This is a genomic window from Methylobacillus glycogenes JCM 2850 (genome assembly GCF_000617925.1).
In the GTDB taxonomy this organism is placed as follows: domain Bacteria; phylum Pseudomonadota; class Gammaproteobacteria; order Burkholderiales; family Methylophilaceae; genus Methylobacillus; species Methylobacillus glycogenes.
In genome coordinates this window covers 391,800-417,638 of the sequence record NZ_BAMT01000001.1, presented here as the reverse complement: position 1 = coordinate 417,638, position 25,839 = coordinate 391,800, and the positions used below count along the sequence as shown (strand labels likewise).

The following is a 25,839-nucleotide window of genomic DNA, read 5'->3' as shown; positions in this document are numbered from 1 at the left end:
AACTTTACCTTGCGGATGGGCCAGGCCCAATCAAGCTCTTGTCACCAATGACAATTTATTTAACAAATGTAAAAAGTGAATTAATTCAATGCGAGTGCAGGAATAAATCCTGAGAGAAACTTCCCTGCCAGCGCAGGCAGGGAAGTAAGAGAGATAAGCAGAGACTTAACAAATTACTCTGCTGGGCGGCCTGATACTTGCCTAGGAGCTTGCCTGAAATCAGGCTTCAACCAGAATGCGCAGCATTCTACGCAAGGGCTCGGCAGCACCCCACAGCAGCTGATCACCCACCGTGAACGCAGACAGGTATTCCCCGCCCATATTCAGTTTACGCAACCTTCCAACTGGAGTTTGCATGGTGCCAGTAATAGCAGCCGGGCTTAAGCGTTCAATAGTGGCTTGACGCTCGTTGGGAATCACCTCCGCCCATGGGTTGGCCTTGGCCAACATGTCATTGATTTCATCCAGCGGCACATCTTGCTTGAGCTTGATGGTCAGCGCCTGGGAATGACAGCGCATAGCGCCTATACGCACACAGAGCCCATCAATCGCGATAGGCTGGGATTCACGGCCCAGTATCTTGTTGGTTTCTGCTTGGCCCTTCCACTCTTCCTTGCTTTGACCATTGCCCAGATCCTTGTCTATCCAGGGGATCAGGCTACCAGCCAGCGGCACACCAAAGTTATCTACTGGGTAATCTGCGCTGCGCAGAGTTGCAGCTACCTTGCGGTCTATCTCCAGTATGCTGGAGGCAGGGTCCTGCAATTCAGCTTGCACGCTGGCATTGACCACGCCCATTTGCGCAATCAACTCGCGCATATTCTGCGCACCCGCACCCGATGCCGCCTGATAGGTCATGGAAGTCGCCCACTCCACCAGGTCAGCCTTGAACAAACCGTTCAAGGCCATCAGCATCAGCGACACGGTACAGTTACCACCTATCCAGTTGCGGCCACCCTTACCCAATGACTGTTTGATGACATCCAGGTTGACCGGGTCCAGCACGATGACGGCATCCTGCTCCATACGCAGAGTGGAGGCCGCATCTATCCAGTGACCCTGCCAGCCATCAGCACGTAGCTTGGGGAAAACTTCAGTGGTGTAATCACCGCCTTGACAGGAAATGATGATGTCCATGGCCTTGAGCTCGGCAATCGCACGGGCGTCCTTCAATGGCGGCGTGTCTTTACCAATCGCCGGGCCAGCGGCCCCGGTTTGCGAGGTGGTGAAGAAAACAGGCTCAATATCCTTGAAATCGTTTTCGGCCACCATGCGCTGCATAAGCACTGATCCGACCATGCCGCGCCAGCCGACAAAACCAACTTTGAACATCATCTCATCCTGACTGTGTATGGCCCATCATCTGTGGGCCTGGTTGTTTACTCTATTGTTACTAATCTTGCAGTGCTACTACTTATAGCGCTGCGACGACAGCATCGCCCATTTCGCTGCACTTGACCTTGCGCGTGCCTTCGGTCCAGATATCCGCGGTGCGGTAACCTTGTTCCAAGGCCTTTTTCACGGCATTTTCAACGCGGGTGGCATTGGCTTCATCGTTGAAGCTGTAACGCAGCATCATGGCAGCCGAAAGTATAGTGGCCAGTGGGTTGGCAATATCCTTGCCTGCGATATCCGGTGCCGAACCATGGCTAGGCTCGTACATACCCTTGTTGTTCTGATCCAGCGATGCCGATGGCAGCATGCCTATGGACCCTGTCAGCATGGAAGCTTCATCAGACAGAATGTCACCAAAAATATTGCCAGTCACCATCACGTCAAACTGCTTGGGTGCGCGTATCAACTGCATGGCGGCATTGTCCACATACATATGGCTAAGCTCGACTTCTGGATATTCCTTGGCCACTTCTATCATCACCTGGCGCCAGAGTTCTGTGGTTTCCAGCACATTGGCCTTATCGACGGAACAGACCTTTTTGTTACGCTTCATGCAATGCCAAAAGCGACATGGGCAATGCGGCGAATCTCGGATTCGCTGTAACGCATGGTGTTGATGCCTTCGCGCTCGCCATTTTCTAGCGTTGAGATACCACGTGGCTGACCAAAGTAGATATCGCCTGTCAATTCGCGCACGATCATGATATCCAGACCCGCCACTACTTCTGGCTTGAGGGTGGAAGCAGAAGCCAGCTCTGGGTACAGCAGCGCAGGACGCAGGTTGGCAAACAGGTTTAGCGCCTTGCGTATACGCAGCAAGCCGCGCTCAGGGCGTTGGTCACGTGGCAGGCTGTCGTATTTCCAATCGCCTACCGCACCCAGCAGTACCGCATCGGACTCTTCAGCCAGCTTAAGGGTAGCAGCGGGCAGCGGGTCACCAGCGGCTTCATAGCCTGCGCCACCAATCGGGGCTTCTTGCAACTCCAGCTTGATATCCAACGCCTTGAGCACTTTGACGGCTTGCGTCACAATTTCGGGACCAATGCCGTCACCCGGCAATACTGCAATCTTCATACACAATTTCCAAAAGAATAATGGTTTAAGGTTGAAACAAGCGGCGCCAGCCAACGCGCTTACTGTTGCTGCCTGGGCTGGCAGGCTAGTCTCAGCAACTAGCTGCACCCAATAGCGTGATCACATGCTTAGTTAAATAACCAGGGCTGCGTGGCCTTGTGCTTGGTCTCAAAGGTTTTAATCTCAGAGACATGCTGCAAGGTCAGGCCAATATCATCCAGACCATTGAGCAGGCAGTGCTTGCGGAAAGCATCCACCTCAAAGCTATAGGACTGACCGCTGGGGGTAGTCACAGTCTGCGCCTCAAGATCTACCGCTAGCTGATAACCCACGCTAGGCTCCACTTCCTTGAACAGGCTATCGACTATTTCAGCGGAAAGCGTGATAGGCAAAATACCGTTCTTGAAGCAGTTATTGAAGAAGATATCGGCAAAGCTGGGGGCGATAATCGCGCGGAAGCCAAAATCCAGCAAAGCCAGGGCGCGTGCTCGCGGCTGGAACCACAACCGAAGTTCTCACGTGCCAGCAAGACACTGGCGCCTGATAGCGTGGCTGGTTCAGCGCAAAGTCCGGGTTAAGCGGACGCTTGCTGTTATCCATGCCAGGCTCACCATGGTCAAGATAGCGCCACTCATCAAAGGCGTTGGGGCCAAAGCCCGCGCGCTTGATCGACTTGAGAAACTGCTTGGGGATGATGGCATCGGTATCGACATTGGCACGATCCAGTGGCACCACCACGCCATTCAACTGGGTAAAAGCTTGCATAAGTATTCCAACTATTTGGTTGATCTTTGCAGGGCTTCGCCTGCCTTCTCGATATCCTTGCCCAGGCCCTGAACGGTGTTACACCCCGTCAAGAGTGACAGCGCCAGCGCCGCCAGCACAATAAACTGCATGCTGCGGCCTACGGCTAGTTCAGGAACTGGCGCACATCAACGAAGTGCCCCGTCACCGCCGCTGCTGCCGCCATTTCCGGGCTGACCAGATGGGTACGCCCGCCTGGGCCCTGGCGGCCTTCAAAGTTACGGTTAGAGGTAGAAGCACAACGCTCACCTGGCTCCAGACGGTCGGCATTCATGGCCAGACACATGGAGCAACCTGGCTCACGCCATTCAAAACCAGCATCCTTGAAGATCTTGTCCAGACCTTCTTCTTCAGCCTGCGCCTTAACCAGACCAGAGCCTGGCACTACCAGCGCCAACTTCACATTGGCGGCCACATGCTTGCCCTTAGCCACGGCCGCCGCCGCACGCAAATCTTCTATACGTGAGTTGGTGCAAGAGCCGATAAATACCTTGTCGATATTAATCTGATCCATAGGCGTATTTGCCGCCAAGCCCATGTATTGCAGGGCACGCTCTATGCCGCCACGCTTGGTCGGGTCGGCTTCCTGTGTCGGGTCAGGCACACTGCCATTGATGGCGGTGACCATTTCTGGGGACGTACCCCAAGTGACTTGTGGCTCAATTTCTTCAGCCTTCAGTGCTACCACGGCATCAAAACGTGCGCCTTCGTCGCTGTGCAAGGTGCGCCAGTAAGTCACTGCAGCATCCCATTGCTCAGCCTTGGGCGCGTAAGGTCTACCCTTGACGTAATTGATGGTGGTGTCGTCCACCGCCACCATGCCAGCACGCGCACCCGCTTCAATCGCCATATTGCACAGGGTCATACGCCCTTCCATGCTCAGGCTACGGATAGCAGAACCCGCAAACTCAATCGCGTAACCCGTACCACCTGCAGTGCCTATCTTGCCGATCACGGCCAGGGCAATATCCTTGGCGGTCACGCCCAGGCCCAACTTGCCTTCAACGCTGACTTGCATGGCTTTGGATTTCTTTTGCACCAGGCACTGGGTCGCCATCACATGCTCAACTTCGGAGGTGCCTATACCATGGGCCAATGCACCAAACGCACCATGGGTGCTGGTATGGGAATCACCACAGACCACGGTCATGCCGGGCAAGGTTGCGCCCTGCTCCGGGCCCATGACGTGAACGATGCCCTGACGCGCATCACCCATCTTGAATTCGGTGACGCCAAAATCGGTACAGTTCTGATCCAGAGTTTCCACCTGCAAACGCGAGATGGGGTCAGCAATGCCCTGACTTCTATCCGTAGTCGGTACATTGTGGTCAGGCACCGCCAGCACGGAGTTAATGCGCCATAGCTTGCGGCCAGCCATCTTCAGACCTTCAAATGCCTGTGGGCTGGTGACTTCATGTACCAGATGGCGGTCGATATAGATCAGCGCAGTGCCGTTCTCCTCGCGCACCACGTGGGAATCGAATAATTTGTCGTAAAGCGTTCTTGCTGACATAGGGTCTTTCTAGCTCACTCTGACCGCCAGGCTTGGCGGTCTCTTACTATTTAGTTACGGGCTGGCGGCTACAAGTTTAGTCACGGAAATTGCCATACTGCAGCGGAAAATCCGTGATGGACTTGCGCACCTGCGCAATCGCATCCTGCAACACATCACGCTTGGCACCGGAGACGCGTACTTCGTCACCCTGAATGCTGGCCTGTACCTTGAGGCCGCTATCCTTAAGCAACTTGACGATTTTCTTCGCCAGTTCGCTATCAATACCGGCCTTGATCTTCAGCACTTGCTTGACCTTGTTGCCCGAGACTTTTTGCACGTCCTGGTGATCCAGGCGCTTGGCGCTATCGGCTTCCTTCTTTTCCATCGCTGGCAGCAGAATGGCCTTGATCTGGTCCAGCTGGAAATCTGAATCGCCGTGCAGCGTAATCAGTTCGTCTTTCTCGTTCAACTCTAGGCTGGCACTGGTGCCCTTGAAGTCATAACGGTTGGCAATGGTACGGTCCGCAACATCCACGGCGTTTTTCAACGCCACCATGTCGACTTCTGAGGAAATATCAAATGAAGGCATAGGGAAGCATCCTTGTCATGATGGTCATATTACTTACAGGCCAGCCATGCTTGCGCCAGGCCAGCCTGCGTTACTGTTAATTGCTGGTCTTATTCGAAATGGCAAACGTAGTCCAGGGTTTCCAGTGTTTCGATATCGAAACTGGAATTACCCGCCACGGTGAATTTTTCGCCTTCACCATAGGTTTTCCACTCGGTTTCGCCCTTGAGGCGCACCTTGCAAACACCACCGTTGATTTCCATCAGCTCAGGGGAGCCAGTGTTAAAAGTCAGGGTGCTGGGGAAAATGACGCCCACAGTGGCACGGGTACCGTTCTGGAACAACACGGTATGGCTGACACACTTGCCGTCAAAATAGACATTGGCTTTTTTCTTGACACTGACATGATCGAACTGGGCCATGCTGGTTTCCTCGTAATATGTGTTTATATGATCTTGTTTACTTCTTGTTGCGCTGGTTCGCAGCGATGCGCATACGCAAGGCATTGAGCTTGATAAAGCCACCTGCATCACGGTGGTCGTAAGCCCCGGCATCATCTTCAAAGGTGGCAATGGTCGGGTCGAACAAGGAGTCCGTAGCCGAATCGCGGCCAGTCACGATAACATTGCCCTTGTAGAGCTTGAGCCTGACCCAACCGTTTACGGTCTTCTGCGTCTGGTCTATCAAAGTCTGCAGCGTCACGCGCTCTGGACTCCACCAGTAACCGTTGTAGATCATGCTGGCATAACGCGGCATGAGGTCATCTTTAAGATGCGCCACTTCACGGTCCAGCGTGATGGATTCAATGGCCCGATGTGCCCTGAGCAAGATGGTGCCGCCAGGGGTTTCATAGCAACCGCGCGACTTCATGCCCACATAGCGGTTTTCCACCAAGTCCAGACGGCCTATGCCGTGCTTGCCACCCAGGCGGTTCAACTCCGCCAGCAACTCATGCGGTGGCAAGGCTTTACCATTTAAAGAGATGGGGTCGCCGTTGCGGTATTCAATATCCAGGTATTCGGCCTGGTCTGGTGCGCGCTCTGGCGAAACCGTCCAGCGCCACATATCTTCTTCCGCTTCAGCCGCTGGGTTTTCCAGGTGACGGCCTTCGTAGGAAATGTGCAGCAGGTTGGCGTCCATGCTGTAGGGGCTGCCGCCTTGCTTGTGCTTCATTTCCACAGGGATACTGTTTTGCTCGGCATAGGCCAGCAGCTTTTCACGGCTGAGCAAATCCCACTCGCGCCATGGGGCGATGATTTTGATATTGGGGTTGAGCGCATAAGCACCCAGCTCGAAACGCACCTGGTCGTTACCCTTGCCAGTGGCGCCATGAGAAACCGCGTCAGCTTTGGTTTCCGCAGCAATTTCGATCAAACGCTTGGCAATCAGCGGACGCGCAATCGAGGTACCCAGCAGGTATTCGCCTTCGTAAACGGTGTTGGCGCGGAACATGGGGAAGACGAAGTCACGCACAAACTCTTCGCGCAGGTCATCGATATAGATTTCCTTAACGCCAAATTTCTTGGCTTTTTCGCGTGCAGGCTCAACCTCTTCACCCTGGCCGATATCAGCAGTAAAGGTCACCACTTCACACTGGTAAACATCCTGCAACCACTTGAGGATTACCGAGGTATCCAGGCCGCCGGAATAGGCCAGCACGACTTTTTTCACATCACTCATTATTTCTTCCCAATCAATTCTTTAATTCAGTAAACCTGCACCTGGTGCTAGAGCTTGCCCAGCAGCAGATATTCCATCAGCGCCTTCTGTACATGCAGGCGGTTTTCCGCTTCGTCCCACACCACAGACTGCGGGCCATCTATCACCTCGGCCGCCACCTCTTCGCCTCTGTGCGCTGGCAGGCAGTGCATAAACAAGGCATTTGGGCCAGCGATGCGCATCATATCTGCATCCACCTGCCAATCCTGGAAGTCACGTCTGCGCTCTTCGTTCTCAGCCTCAAAGCCCATAGAGGTCCAGACATCGGTGGTGACAAGATCGGCACCACGCGCCGCTTCCATTGGGTCTTCAAACTCTTCGTAATGGTCAGTGCCATAGAGGTTGGCGCGCTCAGGTTCAACTTCATAGCCCTGCGGCGTAGACACATGCACATTAAAATCAAACACTTCCGCCGCCTGCAACCAGGTGTTACAGACGTTGTTGGAATCACCTATCCAGGCCACGGTCTTGCCTTTGATCGGGCCTCTGTGCTCGATAAAGGTGTAGATATCCGCCAGAATCTGGCATGGATGATATTCATTGGTCAGGCCGTTGATCACAGGCACCCGCGAATTGGCCGCGAAGCGCTCTATGATTTCCTGCTCAAAGGTACGGATCATGACGATATCGCTCATGCGCGAGATCACCTGTGCCGCATCTTCCACCGGCTCACCCCGCCCCAGCTGGGAATCACGGGTATTGAGGTAGATGGCAGAACCACCCAGCTGCTGCATGCCAGCCTCGAAGGACAGACGGGTACGGGTGCTGGCTTTCTCGAAAATCATCACCAGCGTACGGTCAGTCAGCGGCCAGTATTGCTGGTAAGCCTTGAACTGTTCCTTGATCCAGCGGGTGCGCTCAAAGATATGCGCAAACTCATCCGCATTCAGATCATTCAACTGCAAAAAATGTTTGATTGCCATATTAATTATTCATCCCGACCACTCAGGCCAGGAACCTCTTGATTAAAGGCGTGAGGGTATCTACAAGCTGGCCTGCCTCTTGTTCTGTCATGATCAATGGTGGCAGCAGGCGTATCACCTTGTCGGCAGTGACATTGATCAATAAGCCAGCATCCAGCGCCTGTTTGACCAGCTCGCCACAAGGCCTGTCCAGCTCTATGCCTATCATGAGACCCGCATTGCGTATGGTGGTCACACCAGTCACACCCTTGAGCTGCTCAGTGAAGGCTTGATTAATCCAATTACCCAGCTTTTCGGCATGGGCCAGCAAACCGTGCTGCTCAATGATATTCAGCGTAGCCAGACCAGCAGCCGAAGCCAGCGGGTTACCACCAAAGGTAGAGCCATGCTTGCCATAGGTAAACACTTCTGCCGCCGCGCCACGCGCCAGACAAGCACCAATAGGCACACCAGAACCCAGGCCCTTGGCCAGCGTCATCACGTCCGGCAGCACTTCGGTATGCTGGAACGCAAACCAGGTGCCAGTACGTGCCACACCGCTCTGCACTTCATCCAGCATCAGCAGCCAGCCATTTTCATCGGCGATATCACGCAGACCACGGAAATAAGCCGCAACATCCTTGGGCACATTGATGCCGCCCTCGCCCTGTATAGGCTCAAGCAGAATCGCCACTACATTCGGGTGGTGAGCCGCCACTTGGCGTATCGCGTCTAGGTCATCGAATGGCACACGGATAAAACCGCTGACCAGCGGCTCAAAGCCTGCTTGAGTCTTGCGGTTGCCAGTGGCAGACAATGTTGCCAGGGTACGGCCATGGAAAGCACGTTCCATGACGATAATTTCAGGATTCTCTACACCCTTCTGGTGACCGTAAAGCCTGGCCAGCTTGATGGCGGCCTCATTGGCTTCACAGCCTGAATTACAGAGAAACACCTTATCCATGCCGGACACCGCACAGAGCTTGTCAGCAAGCTTGGCTTGCTCGGCAATACCATAAACATTGGAAACATGGATCAAACGGCCAGCTTGCTCATTGATGGCTGCGAGCAATTGTGGATGGGCATGACCCAGACCATTGACGGCAATACCTGCCAATCCGTCCAGATAGCGCTTGCCTTCGGTATCCCATAGCCATACGCCTTCACCGTGCGTAAAAGTCACGGCTTGGCGCGCATAGGTATTCATCAAGTGTTCAGACATTTTGCAGTTCACAATCTCAAGGTTTAGATTCCAAGGTTTGGAATAAAAGTGCTAAAGGTTTGGATCTAGAATATTTAGCTCAACAAAACAAAAACGGCGGCACCAGCCGCCGTCCATGGCAAGATGCGGCGACTTCAGCGGGCGTAGGCGCGCGTTTTCAGCAGTCGAATCGCTGCCAGCACGGCCAGGCCAATTCCCACTTGTCGCAATGCAGTCTTCATATTGCCTTCCTAAAGTTGATAAGTCAGTTTTGACTTATGCCATTTTTGACTCAGTCTTGCAGGTCAGATTTTACGACGCCCATAGTCGCTGGTAGCAAGATTCAAGGCCTAGCTGGCAAGAATGCGCAAGCTGCTCAAAAACCTTGTACATCAAGGGCTCGAGAGTAGCGCAATTCAGCACTTTAGGCAAGAATCGCCACAGCTTTTTGCCCGGATATGGCCCCTGCATTTACAAACCCCATGTTGCTTATGGGTTTAAAAAAAGCCAGGTTTAGGGCAAAATCCAATGTTCGCTTAATTTTTAAGGTGTTAGCAGGTTTCAGCCTTATGGTATCACTTGCATCTGTTACCACATTGCCCGTGCAGGGCAAATCTCCCACTCAAGACACGCAGCTGCCGGTTTCCTGGTACACCGACCCCGCCATCTACGCGCTGGAAGAACAGCATTTATTTGCGCATGCGCCCAAATATCTGGGCCATGAACTCATGGTGCCCGAGCTGGGCAGCTATCATGCCCTGTCTTGGATGAACAATGCCAAGGCCTTGATCCGCAACGAACAAGGCATAGACCTGATCAGCAATGTCTGCCGCCATCGCCAGGCCTTGATGCTGAAAGGCAGCGGCAAGACCAAGAATATCATCTGCCCCCTGCACCGCTGGACTTACAACACCGAAGGCACCTTGCTGGGTGCACCGCATTTCAAGGAAAACCCCTGCCTCAATCTGAATAAATCCAGCCTGCAATCCTGGCAAGGGCTGCTGTTTGACAGCAAGCGCGATATCGCGCAAGACCTTAACCAGCTGGGCTGCAAGCAGGATTTCGATTTCACGGGCTATATGCTCAACCGCGTGATGGTGGATGAATACAACTTCAACTGGAAGACCTTTATCGAGGTCTATCTGGAAGACTATCACGTAGGCCCCTTCCACCCCGGCCTGGGCAATTTTGTCGATTGCGAAGCACTCAACTGGGAGTTTGGTGACAGCTACAGCGTACAGACCGTGGGCGTGCATAAGGCACTGGAAAAATCCGGCTCGCAGATCTATCAGGAATGGCAGCAACAGGTTTTACGCTATAACCAGAACCAACAGCCCAAATTTGGCGCCATCTGGATGGTGTACTACCCTTTCCTCATGATTGAGTGGTACCCCAATGTACTGGTGGTTTCCCATATCATTCCGCGCGGCACTAACGCCTGCACCAATGTGGTGGAGTTTTATTACCCTGAAGACATTGCGTTGTTTGAGGAAGAATTTGTTGCCGCGCAACAGGCGGCTTATACCGAAACCGCCGTTGAAGATAACGAGATATGCCAGCGCATGCACGAGGGCCGTCAGGCACTCGCCGCCCAGGGCCTGGATGAACGCGGCCCTTACCAGCACCCCATGGAAACCGGCATGCAGCATTTCCATGCCTGGCTGCATAAGCAACTAGATGCACATATAGCCCCATAATATTGCCCTGACGCTGAATTACCCACACCAGAGATAGTCAGCGCAAGATCAGCCCCCTAATTCCTGGCATCAGGTTGTTACAAGCCAATGCCAGCCTAGAAAGAAACCGTTGAAATTACCTAAACTTGGCAGCCTGTGGATGCTGGTTGCCGCCTTTTTCTTTGCCATCATGGGTGTGCTGGTCAAGCTGGGTGCGGAAAAATTCGGCAGCGTAGAGCTGGTGTTCTACAGATCGCTGTTTGGCCTGGTATTTATCTATGCCCTCACACGCTTGCGCAGGCAAAGTCTCAAAACCCAGTTGATGGGCACGCATATGAAACGCGGCATTCTGGCTTTGCCTCACTGCTGTGCTTTTTCTATGCCTTGAGTGAGCTGCCGCTGGCCACCGCGATTTCGCTCAACTACACCTCACCGCTGTTCCTGGCGCTGGCCCTCACCATCATGCTGCACGAAAAGCCGCGCAAGGTGCTGATCGCCGCCGTAGTGCTGGGCTTTGTCGGCGTCACACTATTGCTGCGCCCCAGCCTGCATGTGGATGAGTTTATCGCAGGCACCATAGGCCTGCTGTCAGGCGCTATGGCAGGCGTGGTCTATGTGCATGTGACCCAGCTGGGACGCGCCGGAGAGCCAGACTGGCGCACCGTGTTCTATTTCACACTGGTATGCACCCTGGGTTGCGCGCTGTGGATGCTATTCATGCACTTCACGCCTTTGGCTTGGGAAGACTTGCCCGTGCTGCTGGGCCTGGGCGTAGTCGCTACCATCGCCCAACTGGCGATGACGCGCGCCTATAGAACTGGCAGCCCACTGGTGGTGGGCAGCCTGGCCTACACCACCGTGCTGCTGGCCAGCTTGTTCGGCGTGCTACTGTGGAATGAAACCCTGTCGGCGGACAGATGGCTGGCCGTGGGCATTATCATACTCAGCGGCGTCATGAGCGTGCTCTCAACACCAAGAACAAGCCCCAACACAAGCTCCAACGCGGCAGAAAGCAGTAAATCGGCTTAGCATTTCCTTGCCAGCCGGGGTAAACTTTGCCTCCCAGCGTCCGTTGATGATGACATGTGCTCATTACTTTCCAGCCGCTTTCACCGCTATATCGCCTTGAGCCTGGCCGTGTGCCTATGTGTCTCTCTAAGCGGCTGCATGGGTGCGCCAATTGCGCAGCAACTGGCATCTTCCCTTATGATGCGCGCCGCAGACCGCGCCAGCTCAGATGCCTATGAAGCGCACTTGCGCGGCGAGCCGCCACGCATCACCCAGACCCAAGCCGACCAACCCATCCCAGGTCATGGCAATGTCGCCAATGGTTCTCAAGCCAGCGCCCAATCCACTGCCCCGCAATTTGATCAATACTGGTCAGCCTTTCTCAATGCTGGCTTTACTGAAACCGCGCCAGAGCCTCATGCTGCCAGTGCAGACACTCAACCAGCAGTGCAGCTTGCCAGCACAGCCAGTGTCACCAATACTCCCAGCATCAGCAGCAATGCCCTGGTCGGCATAGAAACCTGGAATTTACTCCTGGGTGAAGAAAAACTCGCCATGCTGAAACAGGCTTTGCTACGCGGCAAGGAGCTGCCACCAGCGCAGGACTGGCGTAATTGGCAAGTGGCGGTGGGAGCATCCAAGGAATCACCGCAGACCGCAGTGACTTTTCTCGTGCCACCTGAGTTGGGCTATCTGCATAGCGGCCAGGAGGTGATGGTGGAATTGGCCACCCCTGGCGATATCGGCATGGCGCGCTATCTGGTAGCCAGCGGACGGCCTTGAGGGCGCTAGCTTACTTTAGAAAGACATTAAGCCTGGCTGCCCTGGTCATGGCTAAAGGATGAAATCTTAGGGGTCTATCAACCCCGAGCGCATCGCAATCAAAGCCAGTTCTGCCGAGTTGTTGGCGTTGAGCTTTTGCTTGATATTGTAGAGATGGGTGCCCACGGTGCGCGGTGAAAGACACAGCACGTCGGCAATTTCATTGGTGCTCTTGCCCTTGGCCAGCGCCATGAACACTTCAAACTCACGGTCAGAAAGCACATCCACGGGGTTCTGCTGACCGGAAATCTGCTGTATTGCCATTTGCTGGGCAACATTGGCTTCCAGATACATCTTGCCTGCAGCGACAGTGTGAATCGCCTTGATCAATTCCTCAGCGGCGCTACGCTTGGTGAGATACCCCATGGCCCCGGCATTGAGCACACGTTTGGGGTGTACCGAATCCTCATGCGCGGACAGCACCAGTATGCGCGCGGCGTCATCCTTGGCGCGTATGCGGTCTATGGCCTCCAGCCCGCCCATGCCAGGCATGGTGATATCCATGATGACCACATTGGGCTTGTGTTCCTGATAGAGCTTGATGGCCTGCTCGCCACTCTCGGCCTCGGCCACTACCTGTATGGCCTGATCGGCTTCCAGCAGCAGCTTGAAGCCCATGCGCACCACGGCATGGTCATCCACCAGCATTACCCGGATTGTTGTACTCATGCTTCTGTGCTCCCAGGGATGGTGACGGAAATGCTGCAGCCACTGCCGGGCAGCGAATCTATATTGAAGTTACCGTACAAAGCCTGGGTACGTTCGCGCATGCCCAGCAGGCCAAAATGGCGGTTTTGATCCACATTGCACATATTCATGCCTATGCCATTGTCCTTGATCGAAAGCGTGAGGTTACCATTTTCGTGCCGTGCCAGGCTGATATCTATGCTGCTGGCCTGGGCATGGCGCAAGGCATTGGTTACGGATTCCTGCACGATACGGTAGAGATTGATATTGAGGCTTTCGCCCAGCAACTCTAGCTTGCCTTGCAGACTAAGGCTGAAATTGACCTTGGGGTTTTGCAATTGCCAATCGGCCACGGCGTCCTTGAGTGCTTCTGACAAGCCCAGATTATCCAACGAGCCTGGGCGTAGATGGCGGATGATGTTGTGCATGCCGTCATAGATATGGTTGGCAGCCGAAACTATGGTTTGCGCATGGGATTCTATACCCGGCATTTCGCCCTTGGCCTTGTTGGCAATCGCCACGGCAAAGGTCTTGATTGCGGTGACATATTGCCCCAGCTCATCATGCAGCTCGCGCGCCAGGCTGCGGCGTTCATCCTCGATATGCCGCTGTATCAAATGCGTAAGCTGGCGGTTTTCTTCCAGCTTGCGCGCGGTTTCTTCGGCCAGCTTGCGCTCGGTGATATCGCGCATGCTGCAAATCTCACCTATGATCTCGCCAGTCTTGGGGTCCATCAGCGGCGCGGCCGAGAGCGCCACATCCAGGCGCTTGCCATCGCGTGCCACGCGTTGGGTGTCGTAGTGCTCCACCGTGCCATGCTGGGCAATATCGGCAAAATTACGCGCCAGCTCGCCCTCATGCTCAGGTGGCAGCAAGAGCTTGGCCGATTTGCCTATGATGTCTTCCTCGCCATAACCAAATAACTGCTGCGCGGCCTGGTTCCAGAAAGAAATATTGCCATCCAGATCATGAATCATGATGGCGTCCGCAGTCTGCTTGGCCACCAGCGCCAGGCGACGATTTTCTTCCGTGCTTTCGCGTAGCGATTGCCCCATAAGGTTGAAATTCTGCGCAATACGGGAAAATTCCGGCACGCGGTAACGTGGCAAACGAATATCAAGATTACCCTGCTCCACCGCAGAAATGGCCTTCAAGATATCCCCGGCGGGCTTGAGCCAGCGCCCCAGCATCCAGTAAATCATGACATTAAGCACTACAAAGAAGCCAAACTCCAGCCAGAGCAGGTTTTTGAACGAGGCCCAGGATTCACGAATCGCCCCGCCTGCATCGGAAGCCACCACTAGCATGCCAAAGCGTATGCGGCGCGACACTACCTCAGGCTCAGGCACCACCATGCTGACAAACCAGCGCGGTGGTGTTTCGTCCGCGCGGTAGGTTGAAGGTGGCGATTGATACATCAGCTCACCCTGGGCGTTGTAGAGAAATATCTCACTGCTGCGCACATGGCCCAGCGATTGCAAAAAGGTGTGCATCACATCGTGGGTATAACCCCACTCCGGGTTTTGCCTGGAATTGATAATGACGGTATCCAGCAACTGCACGGTGACACGGGTGGCAGACTCTACGCTCTCCTCGGTGGAGATGCGCATGCCCTTGATGACCACATAGCCCACCGCCACCATCAATAGCAGCAGCAAGGTAGTAATCAGCAGGTTGAAGCGTACTCTCAAGCTCATGAGTGGCCCTGGCAGGTTTGCCTGACGATAAGGAAAGCCAGCAGTGTAAATCAGGATGCCGTGAAATGGCAGGCAAGCGATATAGCCTGACATAGTGCAACGTAGTACAGCTTAGTCCCATTAGCTCAGACATGATTAGCCCAGACATGCCCTGATGCATTTAGTTATAATTCCGCCATGCCTGATCAATACAAAGAAATTTTCAATCTGTCGCTGGCCACCATAGTCGGCACCATTACCGGACTCAGTCTGAACAATCTGGGGCTGGGTGCGCTCACTGGCATTGTGATAGGTGTGGTGTTCTCCATCTTCAATCGCCCCAAATCATGATATTGCTGGCGGCAAGACTACGCAGTGAGCCTGAAGGTCATGACAAGCATGCTTGAGCCAGGCACGATAAATCCGCGGCATCAAAGCCACCTCATCATTGCAGGCATCGTGCTGCTAGTGCTAATGCTGCTGTCTGGCATACGCCCTTACGACCAGGCAACCTGGCTCATGGAAGTGCTGCCAGTGATGATAGTGCTGCCACTGCTGGCGTTCAGCTATAAGACTTTTCCACTCAGTACCCTGCTATATGGCCTGGTGTTTGTGCATGCGCTGGTGCTCATGCTGGGCGGGCACTACAGCTATGCCCGGGTACCCCTGGGATTTGAGCTGGCTGAGTTATTCAATCTCAGCCGCAACCCCTACGACAAGATAGGTCACTTTATGCAGGGCCTGGTGCCCGCCATCGCCGCTCGCGAGATATTGCTGCGCGGGCATTATGTGCAAGGTCGACGGATGTTGGCTTTCCTTGTCATCTGCGTAGTGCTGGCCATCAGTGCATGTTATGAGCTGATTGAATGGGCGGCTGCCGTCGTGCTGGGCCAGGGCGCCGATGAATTCCTAGGCACCCAGGGTGACCCCTGGGATACTCAATCCGATATGGGCTTTGCCTTGCTGGGTGGCATCACTGCCTTGCTGCTGCTGTCACGCTGGCATGACCAGGCCATGGCCTTGCTACCGGGGCACCATCATGCACGCTAGGCTGGGGCTATTGCTGCTGGCATTTTTATGCCAGCCAGCTCAGGCACAGACTGCTGCCAGCACGCCCAAAGCGCTGAGTGCGCAAGTGGAAAGGCTGGCGGCACTATTAGGCGATGGTTACGCCGTGGGCTATCCGGCAGCCACCATGAGCCAGTCCTTGTCGCTTGCAGACAAGCACGCCGTGGTACTGGCAGTGTTTACCGTGGAAGGCTACAAAGGCGGCAATAATTTCCGTCAGTTTTTGGCAGCGTTTAGCCCAGAGCAGGCAGAAGGAAAAACCCACTACAGCCTGCTGGATGTGATTCCCATAGGCGCTGGCGGCTGGCGCAGCCTGGATAAGCTGGAGGCCAAGGTCACAGGTCAATCCAAGCTGGGTGGTAGTGTGTTGGCCTTGCCTGCGCTGGAAAATATCTCTGACGACGCTGTCAATTTTCCTAGCAAGAAAACCCATATCCGCTTATTGCTGGAGCAAGGGCGTTTCAAAGAAATCAAGTAAGCGTCAAACAAGTCTAAAAACTTTAGGAGCAGGCCTAGCCCTCTCGCAAGGAGTCCAAGCATGTCGCTGAGCAATACGCAAAAAATCGCCCTCTTTGACCGTATCTGGCAGGAGTATGTCAGCACCCATGGCCTGGGTGGCATGGCCAAGGGTGACTTTGATGCCCTGCTGTTATGGGAGTATGCGCAGGCAGTGCAGAGTGTAGACACCTTCAAGCTCAGCAGCACTTTCCGTATTCGTGAATCGCGTGCACGCAGCCTGCTGGAAAGTGCGGCCATGAAGTTCGGCCAACTGGACGAGGCGGAAGCCTGGTCACGGCTGCTGGCTGCCCTTGCTAGTGTGGAGTTTCATGTCGAGAGTTTGGAAAAAGGCCAGATGCGTTTTCACCTGAAAACGCCTTTGCTGTTCCGCCACCTGCAAAACCAGGCCAGGCTCGCCGATGACAGCCTGACCTTCAACGCCTCTAGCGAATACGTGGTGGGCAATCTGGCCACGCTGTATCGCATTTTGGATTATTGCTGGGAAGAACAGGCTTTTGGCCCGCAATGGCAAGGAGAAACCCTGGCTGCCCAGCGCGAGCATATACGCCACATCATAGGCAAGATAGGTGCGCATATCGCCAACAACCACCTGCAAACCCTGAAGCAGCTAAAGAAATCGCGCTTGCCCGGCATCATAGAACAAAGCAGCCGACTGGCTGGCATAGGTCGCTTTATCAAGGATTTGTGGCAGCTGGTGCAGACTTAACGCTTTGAATCTAGCGCTTTAAATCAAAGCCCAAACACATTAAGCGCGCCACCCCCTGGCGCTGCGTTGAACTGCTTGAGGCCGCGCATCACGCCAGCAGTGCCTGCGCCATCACTATCCTCGCTCAGGCCCTGATTGAGCGCTACGCCTGCCCAGCCGCCTATGCCGGAAAACACCGCCACATATTGCTTGCCTTGGTGGCTATAGGTCATGGGATTGCCAACGATGCCCGAGCCTAGCTGAAAGCGCCATAACTCCTTGCCCGTATTGGCATCCAGCACCTTGAACCAGCGATCCAGCGTGCCATAGAACACCAGCCTACCCGCCGTTGCCAAAGCCCCGCTCCAGACAGGATAGGCCTCTTGTTTATACCAGATACGCTTGCCCTGCCAGCCATCCCAGGCCATAAAACCACCCATCACGCCCTCAGGGCCGGGCTGCATGGTAATGCTGGCCCCCGCCCAGGGCTGACCCGCCACATACTTGGCTTCCACCGCCTCATACTGCATGCACAAATGGTTGAGTGGCACATAAAACCAACCGCTCTGCGGTGAATAGGCGGCAGGCTGCATGTTTTTAACCCCTAGCGCCGAGGGGCAGATGGCGCTGGTTTCCTGATCCTGATGCGTAGAATAGCGCGCATCCTTGAGCGGTATGCCCGTCTGTAAATCTATGCCCGTGGCCCAATTGACAAAGGGGTGCATTTTATTGGCCACCAGCAGTTTGCCAGTATCGCGCGCCAGGGTGTAGGCAAAGCCATTGCGGTCAAAATGCGTAGCCAGTTTATGGCTGCCATGGTTCCATAGAATCAATTCATTAACGCTGTCATAGTCCCACTCGTCATGCGGGGTGAGTTGATAGCCCCAGCGTGCCTGCCCAGTGTCGAGATCACGCGCAAACAAGGTCATCGCCCATTTGTTATCGCCAGGGCGGATATCCGGGTTCCACACTGAAGGGTTACCTGTACCGTAATACACCAGGTTAAGCTTAGGATCATAGGAGAACCAGCCCCACACCGGGCCACCTCCATGCTGCCAGGGCTCTTGCCCACCATGCGCGTTGCCTTGGGCTTTCAGCCAGGTGCGTACCCCTAAATTATCCTCAGGGAATTTAAGTCTGTCCTTGGGCAAAGCTTGAAGCTACCCCCTTCGCGATTGCCCCCGGCGATATCTTCATAACTACTCAAGGCGCTGTAATGTGGGTTATGGCGATTAAAGCCTGCCCCTATTAACACCTCATCATCCGGGCCTGTGCTGTAGGCCTTCCATTGCAGGCTGCCATCTTTGAGCGCATAGGCGGCAAGAAAACAGCGCACGCCAAACTCGCCACCGCTGCAGCCAGTCAGCACTTTGTCCTTGAACACATAGGGCGCATTGGTATTGCTGGCGCCTAGCTTGATGTCGTTAACCTGAGTTTGCCAATGTACATGGCCATCTTGTAAATCCAGAGCCACTAACAAGCCATTGTTCTGCTGCAACAACACCTTGCCTTCGGCATAGGCCAGCCCACGGTTGACACTATCGCAGCAGAGTATGGCTTCGGTATCGCTGGCCTGACGCGGATGGAAAGACCAGAGGATTTTCTGCGCCTGATTCAAATCCAGCGCATAGACATTATTGGGAAAAGCCGTGTGCACCAGCATGACATTGCCTATCACCAAGGGTGCGCCTTCATGGCCCTTGTTCACCCCGGTGGCAAAACTCCAGGCCAGGCGCAGGCGCTGCACATTGCCCTGCTTGATTTGCGCCAGACGGCTATAAGCCTGATTGAAATAATCCTTGCGCGGGCTTACCCATTGTTTGTCGTCATTGATCAGGCTTTGAAGATTTTCTCTTTGAAGATTTTCTCTTGGCAGGTTTACTCCCTGCATGTTTTCTTGCGCAGATACAGTGGTAGAGCTGGCTGCTGTGGTGCATAACAGCGCCAGCAGCATGGGGGTGGAATGTGCTTGCATGCAGGTTTGAACGCTCAGGCTGCCCTTGTCGATGACATACCTTATCTAAAAAGGTGATAACCACACTGGCTTTCTGGTTGACAAGGCTCAAAATATAAACATAATACGAATCATTCTTATTTTTTATCGCAAAGGTAATCAAGAGAATGTGTTTCCTGCCCAGGCATTCATGACCAAGGCCGGGAACAGCTCCAGGCCAGGGCTTTCATTGGGAACGCCAGGCTTGATCTTCAACGCAAAAGGAATAATGACAATGCAAACAACATCCCTACGCTTGCTGGTTGGTGCCAGCCTGTTCGCTATCGCTGGCCTGGCGCAAGCGAATGCAACCCATGACACATTCATCGACGTGGCCAACTCCGTGTCCTTCGATGGCTGGAACCAACTCAACCGTGGCCGCTTGCCTGCTGCGCTGACCCTGGACGAACTCAAGGCTGGCACCGTGGCCAACGTTGCGGGTTCTGGTGATGCCGCACTGACCCTGCTGTCTGGCAGCTACTACCCAGCAGGTTTTGGTCTGTACGGTAATGGCAACCTCACTTTCACCGACAACACTGTTGCCAGCAACATCACTTCCCTGGTGTTCCAAGGCATCATCAATGACTTTGATGCTTCCTTCGGTGCCACACCATTCAGCCTGAGCCTGAGCTACAACGGTGGCAACCAAGCCCTGGCTGGCACTTTGGTGCAATTCACTGACACTGGCACTGCGCTGATTACTACCAGTACAGCTGGGATCTGAGCAGTGTTAGCGCTCCTATCACTTCTTACACCCTCAACTTCAATATCGGCTTCTCCCAGTCCCTGGCTTTCCAGATTGACCAGGTGGCTGCCGTACCTGAGCCCTCCAGCTACGCCATGCTGATGCTGGGCCTGGGTGCAGTTGGTTTTGCTGCGCGTCGTCGCAAGGCTTAATCAAGTACGCGCTTAATCGGCGCTGATAGTCACTTGCACTCCCCTACCGGTGGGAGTGCCCGCCAGGCATCTGAGGATGCCTGGCACTTTCTTATGTGCTTCCCCAGCAAGGTCATGACCACAGTTTTCAGCCCGACCTGAAGCGCCATGTTTTCTGCGGCAACGCTGATGACAAGCCATCATCAGTTAAACTAGCGGCTTTCCTCGTTTTTCTCTCTAGCATATGTGGTCTGAACTCTTTATGGGCCTGGGCGCAATTGGCCTGATGCTGCTTGGCATTGATGCAATGACACGCGGGCTGAAAACCGCCGCCGGGCCCAGCTTTATGCAGTTGCTACAGCATTGGACCAAAACTCCGCTGCAAGCGGTTGCCATTGGCGGCATCAGTACGCTGGCCGTGCAGTCGTCTACCGCCATTACCGTCACCACCATAGGCTTTGCCAACGCCAATATTCTTTCGCTCTCTGCCGCGGCCTTTGTCATCTATGGCAGTAATTTGGGCAGCTCGCTGAGCGCTTGGCTGGTGGCTATTCTGGGTGGCAGTTTCAAGCTGGAGGCACTGGCCCTGCCCATACTGGGCGTTGCGGTCATGCTCAAGCTGTTTAGCAAACAAAGCCGCCGTCAGGGCATGGGAGAAGCCTTGACTGGTTTTGCCTTGCTGTTTCTGGGCCTGGGTTTTCTCAAAAACAGCCTGGCTTCCAGTTTTGTTCATATTGATTTTGCTGCGCTGACCACGCTGGGCGTATGGGGCATCCTCTTGTCCATGCTGGCGGGGATATTGCTGACGGTGGTGATGCAGGCCTCGCTGGCGGTGATTGCCTTGGTCATCACCGCAGTCTCTACCGGGGCCGTGCCATTGGAAATAGGCGCGGCCGTAGTCATAGGTTCTAACGTAGGCACCACCTCCACTGCCCTGCTCGCCACGCTGGCGGCCACACCCATTGCCAAACGCGTTGCCAGCCTGCATGTGCTGTTCAATGTGTTGACCGCGATAGTGGCGCTGATACTGCTGAAACCTTTGCTCTGGGGCATTGCAGAACTGGCGCGACTGGTGTTTCAGGATACCGAGCCGCAATTTATCCTGGCCTTGTTCCACACCTGTTTCAATCTGCTGGGCGTCATTCTGATGACGCCTTTGACCCCGCCGTTGCTGCGCTGGTTGGATACCTTGTTCCGCAGCCCAGGCCAGCAACCGCTATTCAATCTGGATCAATCCAGCCTGGCGATTCCCAGCCTGGCGATCAAGGCCATCAGCCTGGAAAGCATGCGTAGTGGCCAGCAGATTGCGCAGCTGGCATTACGCATGGCGCAAGGCTCACCGCCCGATGCGCAATTGCTGGAAGATAGCCGCGACCGCTTGCAGCAGGTGCATCACTACACTGCCAAGCTGGCACAACAGACCCTGTCGGCGCAGGAGGCGGAGCTGCTCAATGTGCTGGTGCAGAATCAGCTGCGCCTGTCCATGGCCTTGCAGTTGCTGCCTGGGTTGGCCAGATTTTTACCGGAAGACGCTGCAAGCTTTGCGCTGGAAACCCCCTACTGGCAAGCATTGAGTACTAGTCAGCAACCCTTGGATAGAGCGGGCCTGAGGCAAGCGTATAAGCGCTTTGTGCGTGACCGCCAGCAGCAAAAGCAGTCCATAGTGGAAGAGGTATTACATGCCAGGCTGAAGCACGACTCTGGTGGCAACAACCTGCTAAAACTCGCTGAAACCCGGCGTTTCAACCAGCAGTTGACCAAGGCCTTGCTGGCCTTTGAGAAACTGCATGCCAGCTTTGACCGCCCTGAGGTCAGCAGCCGCCAGGCCGCGCTGCTGCAAGCCACACCTTAAGCGGCAGACAAGCGCCACAGAGAAGTCAATTCCGCTGTGCGTGCCTTGAATAGCGGATCACTGCTATCCGCGGCACGACCATGGCGTGGCTTGATATCCAGCCGCTCAATCACAGTCAGCCCTGCGGCGTCTATCATATCCAGCAGGGTTTGGCGGCTGCGCAATCCCAGATGCTCGGCAATGTCCGACATAATCAGCCAGCCCTCGCCTCCAGGCAGCAGATGCGCGGCCAAGCCTTGCAGAAAACCCTGGAGCATGGCGCTAGCGGGGTCGTAAATCGCATATTCAATTGGGGCATTGGCCTTGGCCGGAATCCACGGTGGATTACACACCACTAGTGCAGCGCGGCCTTCTGGATAAAGGTCGCGTTTGAGCACTTGTACCTGCTCGGTGAGGCCCAATTGCTGGATATTGTCTTGCGCGCAGGCCAAGGCACGCTCATCCTGATCCGTCGCCAACACTTGCTGCACCCCGCGCCTGGCCAATACCGCAGCCAATACGCCTGTACCGGTGCCGATATCAAAAGCCAGCATGCCATCTGCAGAAGGTGCTGAAAAAGCCTGAGGCAGAGGCGCTTGAGCGACCAAGTCTATATATTCACCGCGCACCGGAGAAAACACCCCATAGTGCGGATGAATCACGCCGCCCAATGCCGGGATAGAGACGCCTTTACGCCGCCACTCATAAGCGCCTATCAGCCCTTGCAGCTCGCGCAAGGACATGACGCAGCCACCCGCACTCCAGGCATTGTCCGTACCCAAGGCCTGCTCACAGGCTAGCCTAACATCGGGGGCACGGCGCAGTTTGATGCTGTAATCGGGCTCAAGCTGAATCAGCAACAGGCCCAACACTCTGGCCCGTTGTGCCTGCGCCTGCCTATGCAAGTGGAATGCCTCGGTGGGGTCTGCCGCGGTCTTGGGCAGTTTGCGCTCCAGCCTTCTGGTCATGGCTTGCAGCAATTGGCGTGCATTGTGGAAATCACCACGCCAGAGCAGGCCCGTGCCTTCGCAAGCCAGTCTATAGGCCTGATCAGCCTTGAGGCTGTCATCCACTACCTGCACCCGCGCTGGGGCTTTGCCCAGGTTTTCGGCACGCCAGGGCGCGCTGTGCTCTACCCCTTGCTCCTGCCAATTTACAGTGGGGCTGGGGATATTCTGTGCATGCGCGGCATCAGTGGAAATAATGGACAAAATAGAACTTTCTGTTTCAGTCAGGCGTCACTAGGATAGTGACAAACTTGGGTAGTGACAAAGACGTGTCGCCGATGTGTCTCCATGTGTTTCCGATGTGTTACCACACTGGCACGTACGCGTTAAGCACTACACTGGCAAGACCGGATATAAAGCGGTCATTATAGTGCATGCAGGCTAAGCGCTATCCGCAAACCACAATGTCGCGGTTTACAAGATAGGTCAAATGCAAAGATTCCGCCCAAAGATCATGCCAAAAGATCATGCCTGACCTTGTACCGCACACCCACTTTGCAAAAATAAGGATAAACCATGCAACAGATTTTGATTCCCGCCCTGATTGCGCTGTCACTGACTGCCTGTGGTGATGTCGCCAAGCTTCCGGTGTCGGCTGGCATGGGTGCCAAGCCCGAGCTACCGCAGCCACGCACTAGCCTGATCCCCACCGTACAAGTAGCCACAGCTGTTGGTTGGCCACTCAATGCCACACCGAGAGCGGTGGAAGGCACACAGGTGGTGCCGTTTGCTGATGGCTTGGAACATCCACGCTGGTTGTATCAACTGCCAAATGGCGATGTGGTTGTGGCGGAAAGCAACGCCCCGCCCAAGCCAGATGAAGGCTTCAGCTTGCGCCGCTGGTTTGCCAAGCAATTCATGAAGCGTGGCGGCGCAGGTGTGCCCAGTGCCAACCGCATCACCTTGCTGCGTGATACCGATGGTGATGGTATCGCCGATAAACGCTCGGTCTTTTTGCAAGGCCTGCATTCGCCCTTTGGCATGGCTTTGATTGGCAATACCTTCTATGTCGCCAATGCGGATGCCATTGTTACCTTCCCCTATAAAGAGGGTGAAACCAGCATCGCCGCCCTGCCCACCAAGCTGGTAGACCTGCCCGGCCTGCCGCTTAATCACCACTGGACCAAGAACCTGATTGCCAGTGCCGATGGCAGCAAGCTCTATGTCACGGTAGGCTCCAACAGCAATATCGGTGAAAACGGCATGGAGATAGAAGAAGGCCGCGCTGCCATTTGGGAAGTGGACGCCAAAACTGGCGAGCATCGTATCTTTGCTTCTGGCCTGCGTAACCCCAACGGCCTGGCTTGGGAGCCAGAAAGCAATACCTTATGGACTGCAGTTAACGAACGCGATGAAATCGGCAGTGATTTGGTGCCGGATTACATCACCTCGGTGCAGGATGGCGGTTTTTATGGCTGGCCCTATAGCTATTATGGCCAGCATGTTGATGTACGCGTGCAACCGCAAAAACCCGAACTGGTGGCCAAGGCGATTGCACCGGATTATGCCCTGGGACCACATACCGCTTCATTGGGCCTGACCTCGGCCAAGGGCAATACCCTGCCTGAGCAATTTGCCAATGGCATGTTTGTCGGCCAGCATGGTTCATGGAACCGCAAGCCTGTCAGTGGCTATAAAGTGCTGTTTGTGCCCTTTGCTGCCGGCAAACCTGCGGGCAACCCTGTCGATGTGCTGACTGGCTTCCTCAATGAAAAGGGTGAAGCCCAGGGACGCCCGGTAGGCGTGCTGGTAGACCAAAAAGGTGGCTTGCTGGTGGCTGATGATGTGGGCAACACGGTCTGGCGCGTGACAGCGGCCACTGCGGGCAAATAAGCGGCTAGCCAGCCAAATTAAGAGGGAAGTTTTCCCGATGTTGCTGTGACGCCTCTGCGGCGGTTGCGGGAGATTTTGCCGACATGCTTTAATGCAGAATCTCCCTGCAGGCTCTTATTCATGGCTAGCTTTATTGACCGCATTCCAACCCACAATCGCAGCATCAATATCCGCAAGGCTGGCGGCTTAGCCGCTACTATCATGAGCGTGTTGCAAGTGGCACTATTGATTTGCCTGGCACCTACCTCCCATGCCGCAGCGCAGACTGATGAAGCACAACAGGCAGCCAGCAAGTTCTTTCTTGATTACATGACGCTGCGGCAACAGGACAAAGTCAGCGGCCTGCCCAGCATGCAGCAACTAGATACGCTCTCCCCGCACTTCATCCCCAAGTTGCACCGCATTTTCTATATTGCCCTGCGCGAGCAACACCGTTGCCGTGGCCGAGGTAAAACCACGCCCTGGGCGGAGGGAGATATCTTCAGCTCCAGTGATCTTGGCTTCAGCAGCTTTAGCGTTGGCCCCAGCATCACCAATCAATATGGCCGCCAAGCCAAGGTCAGCTTCACCTTGCAAGAAAACGGCAAAACCCTGCGCTGGGATGACGAAGTGATTCTGCGCAAGGAAGATGGCGCATGGCTGATCTACGATATTGAGTACCACGGTCAGTTTGCCCGCAGCAAGCGTGGCAAAAGCCTGCAAGCCGTCATAGACAAAAACCCAGCCTGCTAAATAAATATTTAGCACGTCATATCCAGCACGCCATATCTAGCACTTAATGCCTCGCCAAGCAGGCAGCATCTGCTTGACGCATGTACTTAGCTTGCTTATTATCTCGCTACAAAATATCTTGCTTTAGATATCTAGCCCTAATAGATTCATAGATAGAGATTCATAGATTGACTGCAGCCCATCGCAGGCTTACCTGCCTCACCCTATTGCTTGTTTCAGTAAATCAGCAGCGCCCAGTTTCACAGCACTTCCCCACCTGCCCTGCTAC

At 54.7% G+C, this 25,839-nt stretch carries 22 protein-coding genes and 4 pseudogenes; 12 read left to right on the top strand and 14 right to left on the bottom strand.

The genetic code is table 11. The features are described from left to right. Window positions 1-219 precede the first annotated feature (219 nt). From asd to JCM2850_RS01915, 10 genes and pseudogenes are all read right to left on the bottom strand, one after another. Window positions 220-1,332, bottom strand: a complete 1,113-nt coding sequence (gene asd / locus JCM2850_RS01960) for an aspartate-semialdehyde dehydrogenase (RefSeq protein WP_025869584.1) — start codon at window positions 1,330-1,332, stop codon at window positions 220-222. 82 nt (window positions 1,333-1,414) lie between these two features. Further along, window positions 1,415-2,469, bottom strand: a pseudogene (gene leuB, locus JCM2850_RS16425) (3-isopropylmalate dehydrogenase). Between the two features lie 128 nt (window positions 2,470-2,597). After that, window positions 2,598-3,234: pseudogene (leuD, locus tag JCM2850_RS16420) on the bottom strand (3-isopropylmalate dehydratase small subunit). Window positions 3,235-3,245: 11 nt separating this feature from the next. Then, a complete protein-coding gene (locus JCM2850_RS20820) occupies window positions 3,246-3,365 on the bottom strand; it encodes an entericidin A/B family lipoprotein (protein WP_081774918.1) in 120 nt (39 codons plus the stop codon). Window positions 3,366-3,379: 14 nt separating this feature from the next. Then, complete coding sequence (gene leuC / locus JCM2850_RS01940) at window positions 3,380-4,786, bottom strand: 3-isopropylmalate dehydratase large subunit (protein WP_025869583.1); 1,407 nt, start codon at window positions 4,784-4,786, stop codon at window positions 3,380-3,382. 76 nt (window positions 4,787-4,862) lie between these two features. Further along, window positions 4,863-5,357: a YajQ family cyclic di-GMP-binding protein gene (locus tag JCM2850_RS01935; RefSeq protein ID WP_025869582.1), complete on the bottom strand. Its 495-nt coding sequence runs from the start codon at window positions 5,355-5,357 to the stop codon at window positions 4,863-4,865. A gap of 89 nt (window positions 5,358-5,446) precedes the next feature. Continuing rightward, window positions 5,447-5,758, bottom strand: a complete 312-nt coding sequence (gene ppnP / locus JCM2850_RS01930; RefSeq protein WP_025869581.1) for a pyrimidine/purine nucleoside phosphorylase — start codon at window positions 5,756-5,758, stop codon at window positions 5,447-5,449. A gap of 37 nt (window positions 5,759-5,795) precedes the next feature. Beyond that, on the bottom strand, window positions 5,796-7,016 hold the full coding sequence (locus JCM2850_RS01925) for an argininosuccinate synthase (protein WP_025869580.1): 1,221 nt from the start codon (window positions 7,014-7,016) through the stop codon (window positions 5,796-5,798). Window positions 7,017-7,063: 47 nt separating this feature from the next. Beyond that, a complete protein-coding gene (argF, locus tag JCM2850_RS01920; protein ID WP_025869579.1) occupies window positions 7,064-7,978 on the bottom strand; it encodes an ornithine carbamoyltransferase in 915 nt (304 codons plus the stop codon). Window positions 7,979-8,000: 22 nt separating this feature from the next. Continuing rightward, window positions 8,001-9,179, bottom strand: a complete 1,179-nt coding sequence (locus JCM2850_RS01915) for an aspartate aminotransferase family protein (RefSeq protein ID WP_025869578.1) — start codon at window positions 9,177-9,179, stop codon at window positions 8,001-8,003. Between the two features lie 548 nt (window positions 9,180-9,727). On the opposite strand from JCM2850_RS01915, the gene JCM2850_RS01910 reads away from it, so the two are divergent. The 3 genes and pseudogenes from JCM2850_RS01910 (at window position 9,728) to JCM2850_RS01900 (ending at window position 12,625) form a co-directional block, all read left to right on the top strand. Then, a complete protein-coding gene (locus JCM2850_RS01910) occupies window positions 9,728-10,855 on the top strand; it encodes an aromatic ring-hydroxylating oxygenase subunit alpha (RefSeq protein ID WP_025869577.1) in 1,128 nt (375 codons plus the stop codon). A gap of 139 nt (window positions 10,856-10,994) precedes the next feature. Beyond that, window positions 10,995-11,863: pseudogene (locus JCM2850_RS16415) on the top strand (DMT family transporter). Between the two features lie 54 nt (window positions 11,864-11,917). Then, on the top strand, window positions 11,918-12,625 hold the full coding sequence (locus JCM2850_RS01900) for a hypothetical protein (RefSeq protein WP_148301167.1): 708 nt from the start codon (window positions 11,918-11,920) through the stop codon (window positions 12,623-12,625). A 66-nt stretch (window positions 12,626-12,691) separates the two neighbouring features. On the opposite strand, the gene JCM2850_RS01895 is transcribed toward JCM2850_RS01900, so the two are convergent. Together JCM2850_RS01895 and JCM2850_RS01890 are read right to left on the bottom strand one after the other, a co-directional pair. Next, window positions 12,692-13,333, bottom strand: a complete 642-nt coding sequence (locus JCM2850_RS01895; protein ID WP_025869575.1) for a response regulator — start codon at window positions 13,331-13,333, stop codon at window positions 12,692-12,694. Then, window positions 13,330-15,048, bottom strand: a complete 1,719-nt coding sequence (locus JCM2850_RS01890) for a PAS domain S-box protein (protein WP_025869574.1) — start codon at window positions 15,046-15,048, stop codon at window positions 13,330-13,332. The genes JCM2850_RS01895 and JCM2850_RS01890 overlap by 4 nt, the downstream gene beginning before the upstream one ends. Before the next feature lie 177 nt (window positions 15,049-15,225). Between JCM2850_RS01890 and JCM2850_RS21540 the strand changes: the two genes are divergently transcribed. From JCM2850_RS21540 to JCM2850_RS01870, 4 genes are all read left to right on the top strand, one after another. Beyond that, window positions 15,226-15,378, top strand: a complete 153-nt coding sequence (locus JCM2850_RS21540; protein WP_159105111.1) for a hypothetical protein — start codon at window positions 15,226-15,228, stop codon at window positions 15,376-15,378. Between the two features lie 108 nt (window positions 15,379-15,486). Next, window positions 15,487-16,077: a DUF2238 domain-containing protein gene (locus tag JCM2850_RS01880; protein ID WP_234406027.1), complete on the top strand. Its 591-nt coding sequence runs from the start codon at window positions 15,487-15,489 to the stop codon at window positions 16,075-16,077. Then, window positions 16,067-16,573 carry a hypothetical protein gene (locus tag JCM2850_RS01875; protein ID WP_025869572.1) on the top strand — a complete coding sequence of 169 codons (507 nt, stop codon included), beginning with the start codon at window positions 16,067-16,069 and terminating at the stop codon, window positions 16,571-16,573. The genes JCM2850_RS01880 and JCM2850_RS01875 overlap by 11 nt, the downstream gene beginning before the upstream one ends. Window positions 16,574-16,633: 60 nt before the next feature. Next, the gene (locus JCM2850_RS01870) at window positions 16,634-17,320 is read left to right on the top strand and encodes a hypothetical protein (RefSeq protein WP_025869571.1); all 687 of its coding nucleotides are present in this window, start codon (window positions 16,634-16,636) and stop codon (window positions 17,318-17,320) included. A 23-nt stretch (window positions 17,321-17,343) separates the two neighbouring features. On the opposite strand, the pseudogene JCM2850_RS16410 reads toward JCM2850_RS01870, so the two are convergent. Continuing rightward, window positions 17,344-19,190, bottom strand: a pseudogene (locus JCM2850_RS16410) (PQQ-dependent dehydrogenase, methanol/ethanol family). A 337-nt stretch (window positions 19,191-19,527) separates the two neighbouring features. Here JCM2850_RS16410 and JCM2850_RS16405 point away from each other — a divergent pair. From JCM2850_RS16405 to JCM2850_RS01850, 3 genes are all read left to right on the top strand, one after another. Continuing rightward, window positions 19,528-20,016 (top strand): hypothetical protein, encoded by a 489-nt coding sequence (locus tag JCM2850_RS16405; protein WP_234406026.1) that lies wholly within the window; start codon window positions 19,528-19,530, stop codon window positions 20,014-20,016. Between the two features lie 83 nt (window positions 20,017-20,099). Then, entirely contained in the window at window positions 20,100-20,189 is a 90-nt protein-coding gene (locus JCM2850_RS22235; RefSeq protein ID WP_234406025.1) for a PEP-CTERM sorting domain-containing protein, read from the top strand. A 241-nt stretch (window positions 20,190-20,430) separates the two neighbouring features. Continuing rightward, window positions 20,431-22,020, top strand: a complete 1,590-nt coding sequence (locus JCM2850_RS01850) for a Na/Pi cotransporter family protein (protein WP_234406024.1) — start codon at window positions 20,431-20,433, stop codon at window positions 22,018-22,020. On the opposite strand, the gene JCM2850_RS01845 is transcribed toward JCM2850_RS01850, so the two are convergent. Beyond that, window positions 22,017-23,171, bottom strand: a complete 1,155-nt coding sequence (locus tag JCM2850_RS01845; RefSeq protein ID WP_025869569.1) for a methyltransferase — start codon at window positions 23,169-23,171, stop codon at window positions 22,017-22,019. The genes JCM2850_RS01850 and JCM2850_RS01845 overlap by 4 nt on opposite strands. 351 nt (window positions 23,172-23,522) lie before the next feature. Here JCM2850_RS01845 and JCM2850_RS01840 point away from each other — a divergent pair, with 351 nt between their 5' ends. Both JCM2850_RS01840 and JCM2850_RS01835 read left to right on the top strand, forming a co-directional pair. Continuing rightward, window positions 23,523-24,839, top strand: a complete 1,317-nt coding sequence (locus JCM2850_RS01840) for a PQQ-dependent sugar dehydrogenase (RefSeq protein ID WP_025869568.1) — start codon at window positions 23,523-23,525, stop codon at window positions 24,837-24,839. Window positions 24,840-24,959: 120 nt separating this feature from the next. After that, window positions 24,960-25,571 (top strand): DUF3828 domain-containing protein, encoded by a 612-nt coding sequence (locus JCM2850_RS01835; RefSeq protein WP_025869567.1) that lies wholly within the window; start codon window positions 24,960-24,962, stop codon window positions 25,569-25,571. Window positions 25,572-25,839 lie beyond the last annotated feature (268 nt).

Bases quoted from the DNA above. Each gene is read 5' to 3' on its own strand.
- asd (WP_025869584.1), bottom strand. From the start codon at position 1,332: ATGTTCAAAGTTGGTTTTGTCGGCTGGCGCGGCATGGTCGGATCAGTG.
- JCM2850_RS20820 (WP_081774918.1), bottom strand. From the start codon at position 3,365: ATGCAGTTTATTGTGCTGGCGGCGCTGGCGCTGTCACTCTTGACGGGG.
- leuC (WP_025869583.1), bottom strand. From the start codon at position 4,786: ATGTCAGCAAGAACGCTTTACGACAAATTATTCGATTCCCACGTGGTG.
- JCM2850_RS01935 (WP_025869582.1), bottom strand. From the start codon at position 5,357: ATGCCTTCATTTGATATTTCCTCAGAAGTCGACATGGTGGCGTTGAAA.
- ppnP (WP_025869581.1), bottom strand. From the start codon at position 5,758: ATGGCCCAGTTCGATCATGTCAGTGTCAAGAAAAAAGCCAATGTCTAT.
- JCM2850_RS01925 (WP_025869580.1), bottom strand. From the start codon at position 7,016: ATGAGTGATGTGAAAAAAGTCGTGCTGGCCTATTCCGGCGGCCTGGAT.
- argF (WP_025869579.1), bottom strand. From the start codon at position 7,978: ATGGCAATCAAACATTTTTTGCAGTTGAATGATCTGAATGCGGATGAG.
- JCM2850_RS01915 (WP_025869578.1), bottom strand. From the start codon at position 9,179: ATGTCTGAACACTTGATGAATACCTATGCGCGCCAAGCCGTGACTTTT.
- JCM2850_RS01910 (WP_025869577.1), top strand. From the start codon at position 9,728: ATGGTATCACTTGCATCTGTTACCACATTGCCCGTGCAGGGCAAATCT.
- JCM2850_RS01900 (WP_148301167.1), top strand. From the start codon at position 11,918: ATGTGCTCATTACTTTCCAGCCGCTTTCACCGCTATATCGCCTTGAGC.
- JCM2850_RS01895 (WP_025869575.1), bottom strand. From the start codon at position 13,333: ATGAGTACAACAATCCGGGTAATGCTGGTGGATGACCATGCCGTGGTG.
- JCM2850_RS01890 (WP_025869574.1), bottom strand. From the start codon at position 15,048: ATGAGCTTGAGAGTACGCTTCAACCTGCTGATTACTACCTTGCTGCTG.
- JCM2850_RS21540 (WP_159105111.1), top strand. From the start codon at position 15,226: ATGCCTGATCAATACAAAGAAATTTTCAATCTGTCGCTGGCCACCATA.
- JCM2850_RS01875 (WP_025869572.1), top strand. From the start codon at position 16,067: ATGCACGCTAGGCTGGGGCTATTGCTGCTGGCATTTTTATGCCAGCCA.
- JCM2850_RS01870 (WP_025869571.1), top strand. From the start codon at position 16,634: ATGTCGCTGAGCAATACGCAAAAAATCGCCCTCTTTGACCGTATCTGG.
- JCM2850_RS16405 (WP_234406026.1), top strand. From the start codon at position 19,528: ATGCAAACAACATCCCTACGCTTGCTGGTTGGTGCCAGCCTGTTCGCT.
- JCM2850_RS01850 (WP_234406024.1), top strand. From the start codon at position 20,431: ATGGGCCTGGGCGCAATTGGCCTGATGCTGCTTGGCATTGATGCAATG.
- JCM2850_RS01840 (WP_025869568.1), top strand. From the start codon at position 23,523: ATGCAACAGATTTTGATTCCCGCCCTGATTGCGCTGTCACTGACTGCC.
- JCM2850_RS01835 (WP_025869567.1), top strand. From the start codon at position 24,960: ATGGCTAGCTTTATTGACCGCATTCCAACCCACAATCGCAGCATCAAT.